Source organism: Sediminibacillus sp. JSM 1682029 (assembly GCF_041366435.1).
GTDB classification, from domain to species: domain Bacteria; phylum Bacillota; class Bacilli; order Bacillales; family Amphibacillaceae; genus Sediminibacillus; species Sediminibacillus terrae.
Genome location: NZ_JBEWYY010000008.1, coordinates 84,187 through 97,667, shown reverse-complemented (window position 1 = coordinate 97,667; position 13,481 = coordinate 84,187). Strand labels below are relative to the sequence as shown.

Annotated in this window: 13 protein-coding genes; 7 read left to right on the top strand and 6 right to left on the bottom strand. The window is 40.6% G+C overall.

Annotated elements, in window-relative coordinates; genetic code table 11:
* Window positions 1–100: 100 nt before the first annotated feature.
* The 5 genes from ABVF09_RS14240 to ABVF09_RS14220 form a co-directional block, all read right to left on the bottom strand.
* A complete protein-coding gene (locus ABVF09_RS14240; protein WP_153465443.1) occupies window positions 101–835 on the bottom strand; it encodes a glucose 1-dehydrogenase in 735 nt (244 codons plus the stop codon).
* A 13-nt stretch (window positions 836–848) separates the two neighbouring features.
* Window positions 849–1,286: a MarR family winged helix-turn-helix transcriptional regulator gene (locus tag ABVF09_RS14235; RefSeq protein WP_026569442.1), complete on the bottom strand. Its 438-nt coding sequence runs from the start codon at window positions 1,284–1,286 to the stop codon at window positions 849–851.
* A 209-nt stretch (window positions 1,287–1,495) separates the two neighbouring features.
* Window positions 1,496–2,722: an MFS transporter gene (locus tag ABVF09_RS14230; protein ID WP_371069465.1), complete on the bottom strand. Its 1,227-nt coding sequence runs from the start codon at window positions 2,720–2,722 to the stop codon at window positions 1,496–1,498.
* 14 nt (window positions 2,723–2,736) lie between these two features.
* The gene (locus ABVF09_RS14225) at window positions 2,737–3,087 is read right to left on the bottom strand and encodes a MarR family winged helix-turn-helix transcriptional regulator (RefSeq protein WP_371069464.1); all 351 of its coding nucleotides are present in this window, start codon (window positions 3,085–3,087) and stop codon (window positions 2,737–2,739) included.
* Between the two features lie 246 nt (window positions 3,088–3,333).
* Window positions 3,334–3,780 (bottom strand): hypothetical protein, encoded by a 447-nt coding sequence (locus tag ABVF09_RS14220; protein ID WP_051382248.1) that lies wholly within the window; start codon window positions 3,778–3,780, stop codon window positions 3,334–3,336.
* A 361-nt stretch (window positions 3,781–4,141) separates the two neighbouring features.
* Between ABVF09_RS14220 and ABVF09_RS14215 the strand changes: the two genes are divergently transcribed.
* From ABVF09_RS14215 to ABVF09_RS14200, 4 genes are all read left to right on the top strand, one after another.
* Window positions 4,142–4,771 carry a hypothetical protein gene (locus ABVF09_RS14215; RefSeq protein WP_153465449.1) on the top strand — a complete coding sequence of 210 codons (630 nt, stop codon included), beginning with the start codon at window positions 4,142–4,144 and terminating at the stop codon, window positions 4,769–4,771.
* 263 nt (window positions 4,772–5,034) lie between these two features.
* A complete protein-coding gene (locus ABVF09_RS14210; RefSeq protein WP_371069463.1) occupies window positions 5,035–6,558 on the top strand; it encodes a phage tail tip lysozyme in 1,524 nt (507 codons plus the stop codon).
* Window positions 6,559–6,822: 264 nt separating this feature from the next.
* Window positions 6,823–8,700, top strand: a complete 1,878-nt coding sequence (htpG, locus tag ABVF09_RS14205; protein WP_153465453.1) for a molecular chaperone HtpG — start codon at window positions 6,823–6,825, stop codon at window positions 8,698–8,700.
* Window positions 8,701–8,854: 154 nt separating this feature from the next.
* Window positions 8,855–9,406, top strand: a complete 552-nt coding sequence (locus ABVF09_RS14200; protein ID WP_026569446.1) for a winged helix-turn-helix domain-containing protein — start codon at window positions 8,855–8,857, stop codon at window positions 9,404–9,406.
* Between the two features lie 22 nt (window positions 9,407–9,428).
* On the opposite strand, the gene ABVF09_RS14195 is transcribed toward ABVF09_RS14200, so the two are convergent.
* Entirely contained in the window at window positions 9,429–10,679 is a 1,251-nt protein-coding gene (locus tag ABVF09_RS14195; RefSeq protein ID WP_153465455.1) for an MFS transporter, read from the bottom strand.
* Window positions 10,680–10,942: 263 nt separating this feature from the next.
* On the opposite strand from ABVF09_RS14195, the gene ABVF09_RS14190 reads away from it, so the two are divergent.
* The 3 genes from ABVF09_RS14190 (at window position 10,943) to ABVF09_RS14180 (ending at window position 13,275) form a co-directional block, all read left to right on the top strand.
* Entirely contained in the window at window positions 10,943–12,298 is a 1,356-nt protein-coding gene (locus tag ABVF09_RS14190) for a radical SAM protein (RefSeq protein WP_371069462.1), read from the top strand.
* Window positions 12,288–12,836: a flavoprotein gene (locus tag ABVF09_RS14185; RefSeq protein ID WP_035426551.1), complete on the top strand. Its 549-nt coding sequence runs from the start codon at window positions 12,288–12,290 to the stop codon at window positions 12,834–12,836. The genes ABVF09_RS14190 and ABVF09_RS14185 overlap by 11 nt, the downstream gene beginning before the upstream one ends.
* A gap of 256 nt (window positions 12,837–13,092) precedes the next feature.
* The gene (locus tag ABVF09_RS14180; RefSeq protein WP_153465459.1) at window positions 13,093–13,275 is read left to right on the top strand and encodes a hypothetical protein; all 183 of its coding nucleotides are present in this window, start codon (window positions 13,093–13,095) and stop codon (window positions 13,273–13,275) included.
* The last annotated feature ends 206 nt before the right edge of the window (window positions 13,276–13,481 follow it).

The following is a 13,481-nucleotide window of genomic DNA, read 5'->3' as shown; positions in this document are numbered from 1 at the left end:
TAAAGTGATATAGTAAGAGAGTGTTAAGTTCCGATTGCAGTATCCGAATGAAAAAGCCTGATTTTTTTATAATCAGGCTTTTATGTTAGGATGGTTCAGTCTATTGTGCTGTCAATCCGCCATCGATCACAAACTCAGCACCGGTACTATAACTTGATTCCTCTGAAGCGAGGTATAGTACAAGGTTTGATACTTCCTCCGGTTTGGCAATCCTTCGATTAGGTATATGCTTAGAAAACTCTTTTATCGCATCCTTTGAATCTTCTTGTGCAATCATCGGCGTTTCAATAACACCAGGATGGACAGAATTTACACGGATTCCATAAGGAGATAATTCCAATGCTGCCGCTTTCGTCATTCCCCTGACAGCGAATTTTGTGTCCGTATACCCGATAGCTCCTCCGACCAGGCCGTTAATAGACGAGATATTTATGATGGAGCCGCTGTTACCCTTTTTCATAGCTGGGGCAACAGTTTTCATGCCCAGGAAAACGGACACCTGGTTAATATCCACAATTTTTCTGTATTCATCTTCCGAAATTTCTTCCAACGATTTATTCATCGTGATTCCTGCATTGTTCACTAATACATCAATGTGTCCAAACGTTTTTTCTGTCTCAGAGACAACGTTTTCCCAGTCTGCAGCTTTGGTGACATCAAGTCTGACAAACTTTGCATGATTCCCGAGTTCAGCTGCCAACGCTTGCCCTTCTTGTTCAAGAATATCTGCAATCACCACTTTGGCACCTTCGCTTTCGAGCAACCTTGCGTGAGCTGCGCCCATTCCCCGTGCTCCTCCTGTAATAATCGCAACCTTTCCGTTTACTCTCCCCATATGTATTTCCTCCTTATGATTGTTTTTGTTCTTTTATCCCTGTTAATAGTTTCTCCTGGATCTCCAAGTATTGAGTGATTTCCTTTTCATCCAGAACGTTAAAATGTTGTAAAAATAATTCTTGGCCAATTCCCTGGGCTTCCTCTAGAGCCTTTTCCCCTTCAGAAGTAATCTTCAACTGTGTAATCCGTCGGTCATTTAAGACGTTTACCTTCTTTGCCAGCTTTAAATTAACCAATTTAGTAGCGATGTTGGTCATTGCCCCTTTGGTATAGCCTAGTGTAGTTGCTAAATCTACTTGTTTTAGAGGACCTTTCGATTTTAATTCTGATAAAACTAGAATAGGGGAAATCCCAAGCGGATAGGAGAATGCTTTGGTGAACCGGATAATATTCTCATTGTTGATTTCCTGTATAGTGTGAATTAGTTTGAAAATATTTTTTTGTTCCAAAAATCTTCCTCCCTTAAGCGGATTTATTTTCGAAAATAGTTTAATGTTAAACTATTTTTAGTTTAGCATTAAACTATTGATATGTACAGACTTACTGCAAATTGGTTCGTCTTCTTTTTTCAATTTCTCAAGAGGTCGTGATATAGAAAAGCCTGATCCATTACAGATCAGGCTTTTTAAAGTGTTGCTAGTGTATCTTTCAGATATCCCTATCCATTCGCTTTGGGATTACCTGCTTTCATGGAATTTATGTCCACCAAAACCGAGCTTTCCTTCTTCCCGTGCATGAAATAATAAATCGCCGTCGTCACAATCACCAACAATCCCATCATAATATACAGGTTGCGGTAGCCGGATAATGGGATGATCAAACCGAGAACATACGGCCCGAAACCGAGCCCTGCATCGAGTGCGATATAGTAGGTGGAAGTCGCCAATCCGATCCGGTGTGTCGGCGTTACTTTCACTGCGATGGCTTGGGTTGTCGATTGCATGTTACCAAAGCCAAGACCGATCAGAACACCGGCCAATAGTAAAATAAAACTGTTACCTGCCGTGCTTAATAGAAGCAGTCCTGCGGCAAATAAAGCGAACGTCGGGTACATGACCCAATTGGCGCCTTTCACGTCCATCAAGCGTCCGGTGAAAGGACGGGATACCAGGATAGCCACAGCGTAAACAACAAAAAACAGACTGGCTACTTGTACCAGATCGATTTCAATCGCATAGAAATTGATGAAAGACAGCACACTGGAATAGCCAAGCGATAATAACAGTACCACCAGTGCAATCGGCAATGCTTTTGGCTCGATGAAATGCGACAGTTTGAAGCCGGTTTTTTCAGCCGTTTTTTCCGGTTTTTTCACTACCGGTACACGGACAAACAGGGCAATCAGGAAACTGATGATCCCCAGTGCGAGACAAAAACCGAATATGGTTTGGAAGCTTGTATGTTCACTCATATACAAGCCGATAAAAGGGCCGATTGCTGTTGCAAGGGTGATACTCATGCTGTAAAAACCGATTCCTTCGCCTTTGCGCTCCTTCGGAATGACCTCTGCGACGATTGTACCGGTCGCGGTGCTCGCCATTCCCAAGGCAATTCCGTGCAGCAAGCGAGTGATGAGCAGAAAGGTAATGCCGATATCAATAAAGTACAAGGCAGAAGTCAAAATAAAGAAAATCAGCCCGGCATACAACATCTTTTTGTTGCCGATTTTGGTGATCATTCTTCCTAAAAACAGCCGGCCGATCAGCGTTCCGATGATAAATACGCCGGTTACGAGCCCTGCCTGGCTTTCCGAGACGCCAAATTGTTCGACCGCATAAACAGCCATAGTCACCAATAATAAATAAAAGACTAAATATAAGAAAAAGTTAGCAGAGGATACAATGGTAAAATCTTTCGTCCATAATTTTGCTTTTGATTGAGTCACGAATTTCTATCTCCTTATTTCAACATGTTGTTTCGTATTTGTTCCATGATACGGATGGTCTCCTGTTGTTCTTCTTCAGAAATACCTTCTAAAACTTCCTGTTCAAATTGATCGATGGTGACCCGGACTTCTTCATACACACGAGTGCCCAGCTCCGTCAACTGCATGGGCTTTTCGCGTTTATCTTTGCCGGCAACCTGCTCGATATATCCTGATTCTTCCAGCCGGGCGATCGTTCTCGTCACCGTGGGTTTCTCCACGCCTTGATAGTGGGAAATCTCGACAGCGGTCGATGCGCCGTGATTGTATAAGTAGTACAATATCGTCCATTGGGACCGATGCAGCTGATGTTTGCTGAGCTGCACGTTCAATTGATTTTCAAAAGGGCGGTACAACAAAATCAGTTGATGAAAGAACTTTTGGGCAGACTTAATGGGAAAACACCTCTTTTTGAATAGTTACCAAGGGTAATGGTTATCGAGAGTAACTATATTATAATACCAAATGTTAAAAGTGCTGTCCACTGGTTATGAAATAGGGGCGAAATCCCGGCTATAGAGGGAAAGACAAAAAATGAGAAGAATACTGGTATTCTTCTCAATGCAAACATGCTAATTGATTTTTCTTGTTTCTTCGGGAAACTCTGTGAACACCAGCCCGCCCAGGCTAATAATAAGTTTATCCATTGCCTGATTACGTATTGTAAAAAGCGCTTTATCGTTATAGCCAATTTCCATGGCGGACTTATCGATCGACCAATTGTTGAAATAACGGTATTGAATGAATTCCTTTTCAATAGAGGACAACTCCGCTATTGCCCGTTCTATCGATTCCATTAATACTTCCAATTCCGTTAATTCATCCTCTAATTTTTCAAGGCGGTCGGTGGAAAAGCCGATTTTTGTGCCTTCCATACTTCTTTGTGATGATGACAAACGCTCTATCTGTTTTTTTATGTTGACGGCTGCCACCTTATAATTATGGTAGTTCTTTAGGTGTTTTTCGATGATTTTGATCATTTTTTTGCGTTCTTGTTTGTCCAAATTAATAAAAAACATTTAAAATCCCCTTTCCTTCACCCTGTTTTTGGTATATATAAATTAAAGAAGTAAGTTGTTTAATTTTGTAAACTATTTTGTGGATTTTTTTCGATAATTTTGGATATGCTTACATTAATTGTTATAGTCAAACGGAATGAAAGAGACCAAAATGAAGTATACGGTCCTACCATCTCCTTCTCCGTCTAAATGGTAATTTAAGTAATTCTGCTTATAGCTTTCTCCCCTACTTAATTGGTAAACTAAAGATATAGCAAAAATCGACCTATTCTGCAGGTAATAGAATGTTTACGACTTGCGAATAGATAGAATACCTTGGTTTATTAGGCTAGGGGACATGGGATGGGAGGAAAAATACATAATGAATAAAATGAAGTTCTCTCTGGGGATTATGATGGCAGTACTATTGCTGATTTCACTAGGAGCTTGTTCCAAAGCAAATGATGAAACATCGTCAACCCCTGATACATCCACGAAGGAAGAAAGTGTGGATTCTTCGAATTCACCTGATGAGGATTCAAATGAACAGGACAGCAAGAAACAAGAAGAGGAAGACGAACCGGACTCCGAGGTTGAAAAAAATCAAAACACCTCAGAGGCTGATCATGAGTCAGACACTGAAACTCCAGACGAACAAACGGAAGCAAATATGGATGAGTCAGATAGTAATAGAGAAGATATTGAAAATTATCTAAATGAAAAATATGCTATTGAAAACACGCATTATACAACAGAAACCTGGCAAAATGAAGACACCGGAAAAACAGAGTATATGGTTAAAATACTTCCGGATACCAAAGAAAGTGATGAAGAAATCACAGGAGCTCTTAAAAATGGGGAGACCGATGAAAGAATTGATAGGATGATGGATCTGGCAGAAAAGATAATGGATGATTTGACCGAAAAAAATAACAATATTCATGTCGATTCTGTTAATTATGTATCTTATGATGGAGAATATAGTTTGACTTTAATCCAAGACTATAAGTAACGAAGGAAGAAACAAGGACAAAAAGTGCTATGTCCTTGTTTCTTTTTTCCTGCCATTAAAGGAGAGAGTCGGCGAGATTTCTTCGTTCATCCATGGGGGTTTAACCACTAAAATCCGAACTGATGGTGAGTTAATCGGGAATATTTCCGGGATTTTTTCAAGAGAAATGTATTAGTTTATCGCGATTTTTTCCACTAATGCCCAATGTAAGATGGATTTGTAAAAGCTTTTACAAAACTATTTTACAAGGAGTGTTATGGACTATGGTAAGTATTACTAGACAAATTTCGGAGTACAATTTTTCCAGTCGTAATGGGAGCACAGTAGATTATATCGTCGTTCACGATGTGGGAATACCGGGGCAGACGGCCAAAAACAATGCAGATTACTTCGGTGGAGGTGATAGACAATCATCGGCGCACTATTTTGTCGACAGAACATCTATTTACCAAGTAGTAGAAGAATCTAATAGCGCGTGGCACTGCGGAGATGGGAACGGTATTTACGGAATTACCAATGCCAATTCCATCGGGGTCGAAATGATTGTCGAAAGCGGAGAGTATATTCATGAAGAAACCATTAGCAATGCAATTGGTCTAATCCTAGAGCTTCAGGCTAAATATAATGTGTCGTTCGACAATATAGTTCGCCATTATGATGCAAGTCGTAAAAATTGCCCGCAATTTTTGAATAAAGATGGCAACTGGACTGGTTGGTACCGTTTTAGAGAACAATTGGCTGAAGGAACTGCACCCCAGCCAAATGAACCTGCCTATCCTTCAAGAAATGGCTATACGGAAGAACAAATTGATAATGTGGAAATTATTACAGAGTATTTTAAGGAGAAGGGGTGGACCATTGCAGCAATTTCCGGTTTGCTCGGAAACATGGAACAAGAATCATATATCATGCCGGATATTTCTGAAATTTCCAATGGCCGTGGTTATGGATTGGTTCAATGGACAAGTAGTGAGGATCGATCTGAATTAGGAGTTGACTATATTCAACGACTGCTTCAAGATGCAGGGATAGAAGGCGATTACCGCAGTATTCATACGCAATTGGAGCTCCTTAATTGGCAGATGTACAGCGGTACCCAGTACTTTGAAAAACCGGAGTATCCATATTCACCGGAGGAATTCACGCAGTTGCAAGATCCTGCTTTAGCGGCAAGAGCATTTGAAAGAAACTTTGAACGACCGAGAGATCTCCATCCGGAGCGTGCTGATATGGCCATAGGTTGGTATAACTATTTAACCGGTAATGGAAATGAGGACGGCAATCCCGGTGATTCAGACGGCGGCGGTTCTAGCACTTATACGGTACAGGCTGGAGACAATCTAAGTTCGATCGCCTTGAGATTTGGCGTGACGGTCGCACAATTGCAGGAATGGAACAATATCAGCGATCCAGATGCGATTCAAATCGGGCAGGTATTACGGGTGAAAGCCCCGGCAGACGGGGGAGGCAGCGGTTCGAGTACTTATACCGTGCAGGCCGGAGACAACCTAAGTTCGATCGCCTTGAGATTTGGCGTGACAGTCGCACAATTGCAGGAATGGAACAACATCAGCGATCCAGATGCGATTCAAATCGGGCAGGTATTACGGGTGAAAGCCCCGACAGACGGGGGAGGCAGCGGTTCGAGCACCTATACCGTGCAGGCCGGAGACAACCTGAGTTCGATCGCCTTGAGATTTGGTGTGACAGTCGCGCAATTACAGGAATGGAACAACATCAGCGATCCAAATGCGATTCAGATCGGCCAAGTATTAATAGTCGGTTAAATCATAAAAAAGGAAAAAGTTTTTAATACAAGTAAAAGGCATCTCTTGCAGGTGCCTTTTTTCTATCTGTCCAGGGACTGATGTTTTTATTCAATATAACTTCACCAATTTAGTGCTAATAAAAATTCATGATGAATGAATCTCACAAATATTGACACCATTTAGGAGATGTGATATTTATTTGTTAGGCGTTAGCACTCTAATACGTCGAGTGCTAAAATAAATGAATCCATGCTAAAAATTGATCGAAAAGGGGCTGTAGAAATGGGAAAAAGAAAATTCAAGGCAGAATCCAAACGGTTGCTAGACTTAATGATTAACTCTATCTACTCGCAGCGGGAAGTGTTTTTGCGAGAGTTGATTTCCAATGCCAGCGATGCCATTGATAAAATTTACTACAAGGCGCTGACTGATGAAAATCTGTCCTTTAACCAAAGCGATTACTACATAAAAATCGAAGCGGATAAGGATGCCCGTACCTTGACGATCACCGATACAGGGATCGGCATGACCCAGGAAGAACTGGAGAAAAACTTGGGGACGATTGCGAAAAGCGGCTCGTTGAATTTCAAAAATGAAAATGAAGTGAAAGATGGCCATGATATCATCGGTCAATTCGGGGTAGGGTTTTACGCGGCATTCATGGTGGCAGATGTGGTGACCGTGACGAGTAAGGCGCTTGGCAGTGACGAAGCCTTCAAATGGGAATCAAAAGGGTCCGACGGCTATACCATTGAACCGGTGGCCAAAGAATCAACTGGCACGGTGATTACCTTGAAGCTGAAGGAGAACACAGAAGAGGAAAACTATGATGAATTCTTGGAAGAATACCGCTTAAAAGAAATCGTCAAAAAGTACTCTGATTTCATCCGCTACCCAATTAAAATGGATGTAACGAAGAGCAAAAAAGAAGATGACGGCAATGAGTATGTCGAGTATAAAGAAGAAGAAACCATCAACAGCATGGTGCCGATTTGGAAAAAGAATAAAAACGAGCTAAGTGATGAAGATTATGAGAATTTCTACCGGGAAAAGCGTTATGGATTCGACAAGCCGCTGAAGCACATCCATTTGAGTGTGGACGGTACAATCCGTTACAATGCGATGCTGTTCATTCCGGAAAATCGTCCGTTCGATTACTACACGCAAGAGTATCAAAAAGGGCTGGAGCTGTACTCAAACGGTGTGCTGATCATGGAAAAATGTGCCGACCTGATTCCGGATCATTTCAGCTTCGTCAAAGGGCTGGTGGATTCTGAAGATCTTTCGCTGAACATCTCCCGGGAAATGCTGCAGCATGACAGACAGTTGAAGCTGATTGCCAAAAACATCAACAAAAAGATCAAGTCTCAGCTTCTCACCCTGCAAAAAGACGACCGGGAGCAGTACGAGAAATTTTATAATGCCTTCGGCCGTCAGATTAAGTTTGGCGTTTATAACGAATTCGGCGCCAACAAAGATGTGCTGAAAGACCTGCTGTTGTTCTATTCTTCGAAAGAGAAGAAACTCGTTACATTGGCTGAATATGTATCGAGAATGCCGGAAGACCAAAAGTACATTTATTATGCAACCGGTGAATCAATCGACCGCATCGATAAGCTGCCGCAAACAGAGCTTGTGGCCGACAAGGGATACGAAATCCTTTACTTCACCGAAGAAATTGATGAATTCGCCATCCGCATGCTGGCAAGCTATGAAGAAAAAGAATTCAAGTCTGTTTCCAGCAATGATTTAGGATTAGAGGATGAGGAAGAAAAGACGCAAGACGATGAAAAAGAACACCAAGAACTGTTTGATTATATGAAAGAGCAGCTGAACGGGAAAATTAAACAAGTGCGGGTATCCAAGCGCTTGAAAACCCACCCGGTTTGTTTGACGGCAGACGGCGAGATTTCTATTGAAATGGAAAAAGTCATCAACGCCATGCCGGACAATCAGCATATTTCTGCGGACAAAGTGCTGGAAATCAATCCGACCCATGAGGTTTTCGAGATTCTGAAGGGTGCCTTCGACAACGATAAAGAGAAATTGAACTTGTACACCAATATTTTATATAACCAAGCCCTGTTAATCGAAGGATTGCCGGTCGATGATCCGGTTGAGTTCTCGAATAACATGTGCAAAGTGATGGTGACGGCTTAAATAATCGTGTGGTCAGAATGTGAATATGGGAAGATGCGAAACTGTGAGGTGGAATCCGTTTGGTCTCTGCTTCGCAGTTTTCGTAGTTTATTGGTAGAATGAAAGGAAACTATTGTGGAATTCGAAAAAGATAGTAAAAAGGGGGGAGTATACGATGGAAAAAAGGGAAACCAAAATCGCCAAATCACTTTTTAATTACCAACGGGCCAGAATTCTTCAAGTGGTAAAGGGGAAAGAAAAAACGGTGAAGCAAATTGCAGAAGCACTGAATGAGAAGCCATCCAGGCTATACTATCATATCAACCAGTTAGAAGAACTAGGGCTGTTAAAGATCACCAGCGAAAAACAGATAAATAATTTAACCCAAAAGTATTATACCGCCGCAAATACTGGTGCAATGTTAAACGAATACACGTTTACCGGAAAAGAAGCATCCAAAAATGCCGAATTCATCACTTCCCAGTTATACGCCTTCACAGAAGAGGCGATTACAAGAATTCAGACAGATCTTAGTATAGGGAATGAGACGGATATATCTTCGGAGGCAAGCATCATCAATGCCCATCTAACGAAAGAAGAGTGGAAAGAAGTCAACCAAAAAGTAAGAGAGATTGTTTCGAAGCGTGAAGACAAAAATGAGGACGGGAAAGGGTATGAAGCTACCTATATTTTCATGAGCTATCTAAATGAACCCGACAACCAATAACTATTCGGAAGCGAGGCGAGCATTACGCCTGCTTCGCTTCGAATAGCGTTTCCGCTTCAAATGAACTAGGAGATGGCATATTTCTCAATGTAGGAATGACTATCCAATAAAAAGAGACGAACATCGTTGCTGCGCTTCCTCCCATAAATATCATCCAGCTTCCTGTCACGGTAGCTGTCGCCCCGCCTATTAACGCCCCTAAGGGAGTGGCAAGTGCGGTTGCTCCTGCTACAAAAGAAAAAACTCTTCCAAGGTAATCAGACGGTACCACTTTTTGCAATGAAGAAAGAAACAAGACATTCGTCATTCCGATAGCAATATAACTGAAGCCATACAAGAAAACGGAAAGCAATGTAATATTCGTTATACCCGCAATCAACCAGCTAATTCCCGAAATAAAAAATCCCACAATTGTCACCCTGCCAAGAGAAATCTTATCAAAGAAACTGCTTATCAAGGAACCGACCAATAAACCTCCCGACATTGCACCTAAATACCATCCATACACATTGCTTCCTCCACGCTCGGCAGAATACTCAGGAAGGATCGCCGATACTGCCCCTATAATGAAATTGGCTAAAATCGCGGCCAGTAAAAATTTCGGAATGAAGGAGTTTTTTATAAAACGGTAACCATCCGTTAAATCGGTTTTGTAGCTTTTCCATTTGTCACTCAATGTTAGGTCGGAATCGTTTTCCGTTTCATTGAATTCTGTCTTTGGGACCTTAAGGTAAAAAAACAGCGTCATCGCCATTAAGAAAGTCGCCGAGTTTAATGTGTAAACCGATACAGCCCCCATGGCTGCGATGATAATTCCGGAAACTCCAAGCAAAATCACATCAAGTAATTGATAGGTAGCGGACATCACCGAGTTTGCTTTGGTTATATGTTCTTTATCGACAATGCTTGGCAATAAGGCTGCCTGGGTTGGATAGACAAATTGCTGAATGATCGAAACGACGGGATTAATGATCAATACAATCCACACGGAAAGAAAACCGAAAAAATAGGCCAAAGGAATGAACATTAGCAAAATAGCCTGAATCATCTGCGAATAAATAAGGATGGACTTATACTTGGCTTGATTAATGAGCGGGCCGATAAAAAATTGAAGGGCGATTGGAGCAGAAGTCAAAAAGCCTGCCAAGCCAGTGAAAAAACTATTGTGAGTAAGGTCGTAAATCAACCACATAGATGCCACAGCGTACAGACTGTCACCGATGTTCGTCAGAACCCTGCCAGAAATCAAAAACGTAAAATTTTTGTTTATCACCTTAACACCTCCATTAAAATTATTTTAACGTTAAATAAAATAAAACGCAATATTTTAATTTTTATAATATTGACATAATTTTGAAAACAGGGTAAATTATATGTAACAGAAAAATAATTAAACCGATAAAATAATTTTAATGAAAGGTGGTGAGTAATATGGCAGATAAACCAGTAACTGTTAATGTATTTTGCTAACCTTTGATTACTTATCATCCGGGGTTGTCCTGTTTTAGGACAACCTCATTGTTTAGGAGGGAAAAAATGTTTAACAGGGATTCCAAAAAAGTGAACAAAATGAAAGAATTACGCTTAAAGCCTTCAAGATTTAACGTGTTCAGTAATGGAGAAGACCATGTGAAACTGTTTAATAGCTATACAGGTGAAATCGTTAGATTTAATGGAGAGCATAAGGATTCTTTACTTAAAACTTTAAGAACGAAGGAAATTTCCTATAAAGAAAATAATCGGCTAGTAGATTTTTTGGTTGATAATAAATTCCTGGTAAATAGTGAAACGGATGAATTCAGAAAAGCCACTGCACAAAAAGTCGCTTCATTGAATAAGGATCGGACACTGAATTTAATCATCATGCCTAATGAAGACTGTAACTTCAGGTGTGTATATTGTTATGAAAGTTTCGAGAAACAAGAGATGAGTAACCATACTAAAAAAGGAATAATTAATTATTTGAAAGCCAATTTACAACGTTACGATACTTTGCTAATCTCGTGGTTTGGCGGCGAGCCATTGATATCTTTTAATGTTATACGCGAATTATCCAAAGAAATGATGAAATTATGTGAGGAATACAATGTAAGCTATCTGGCAGGTATCACTACAAATGGGTACAACTTGACTCCAGAGGTATTTAAAGAGTTGCTAAGTTATCAGGTGGTCGGATATCAAATAACATTAGACGGCACAAAAGAAACCCATGATCAATCGAGAATAGGCAAGCATGGAGAAGAAACGTATGAAACAATCATGGAAAACCTGATCAAAATGAAAGAAGTAGACAATGAAAATTTTCAGGTGATTCTACGATCGAACTTAAGCCAGGAAACCTTTCCTGTCATGTATGATTTTATTGATAACATGAAGACTCACTTTGTAGAGGATCCGCGCTTCAGTCTGCATTTTGTTTCTGTGTTGAATTTGAAAGGTGAACAAAATGCAAATATCCACTTATGTAATACGAAAGAATTGTTCCCATTTTATAATTACGCTCAAAACCAAGGGTTTAATTTTGATTTCTATAAGCAAAACTTGCAGCCCGGCGGCTCGGAGTGTTATGCATCCAATCCCAACTCCTTCGTTATAGGCTCAGATGGAATGATTTATAAATGTACCGTTGCTTTTGATAATCCATATAACCATGTCGGCGATTTAACGGAAGATGGAGAAATGAATCTTTATCACGATCGTCTCTATTTATGGTTGTCAGGTGGAGAGAACGAGGATTCATCTTGTACAAGATGCTACTTTAGACCATCCTGTCGGGGGAATGCATGTCCATTGGAAAGAATTGAATCGAATCAGACGCCATGTCCACCAATTAAAACAAATATTAAGCGATATTTAGATATCGTGGAGGAGGATATGGTCTATGAAGGATAAAAAGAAAATCCTGTTCGGTGTGACGGGAGCTATTGGTTCTATCAATGCCCCTGCGTATATTCAGCAATTGATTACGGACTTTGAAGTGGATGTGGTTTTCACAAAATCAGCAGGTTTTTTTATAAACCCTGAGGGGATGAAGCCTATTGCGAATGGGGTTTATACCGAGGCTTTTGATTTAAGCGAAAAGAAAGTCCCACACGCTAATTTACCGAAAGAAGCTGATGCATTTGTCATTCTCCCCACTTCTGCAAATTTTTTATCTAAGCTGGCAAATGGCATTGCAGATGATTTACTATCTTTATGCGCACTAAACTATGAAAAGCCTATTTTCCTGGCGCCGAATATGAATAAGGTGATGTGGGAAAAGAAGAGTGTGCAACGTAATGTGGAATTATTGAAAAATGATGGGCACATATTCATTAATGAATCCTCAGAAGGATATGAGGCTTCTACCGGAAAAAGAATCATATCTGAAGCTGCTTTACCTGCTCCAAGAACTCTCCAATATTACTTATCCCAAGAAGTTTTTGTCTGAATGATTATTTTGAATGAGAAATGGATGGTTTTCTTCCGTAATGTTGTAACCTGGTTTTCTTATTAATGAAATCCAGGTTATTTTATGTCTTTAATCAATGAATATAATGAGCCTAACAATCTTTGGAGCGAGGAGCATACTTAGTATAGTATAAAAAACGGCTGTACTATAAATAGGATATAAAACCTCAGCATTGAAAATGTCCCGAAGGAAACGGGGGTGTCCCCTGCTTACGTATGTTAAAATGTGAGTAATATTGCCTCTTCAAGGTGACGGTTTTGCCACAGAAGGCGGGGATCCGGTTTCTTTTGTAGTGGCGAGAGGGACAGCTGCTTTTGAGTTTATCCATAATCAGCGCAAGGATGACGTGGTGGTATTCATTCATTATACATATTCGCACACTTCTGCTGGAGAAAAAACAGCTGAAGAAAACGCCTGAGTGACTATCGAATGGTTATCCGGATAAAGGAATCGGCCTCATACAACATCACATTTGATAGAGCGGGAAAAACCAACATGCCAGGGAAAAAATCATAATCAAGTAGTCGGAGCCAATGCATTGTTTGATGCCATAAAGTCGTTTGACGGGGAACGTGGGGCTTTTACCTAAGAGAATTTCCATGGCATACATTTTGAAACTGTAAA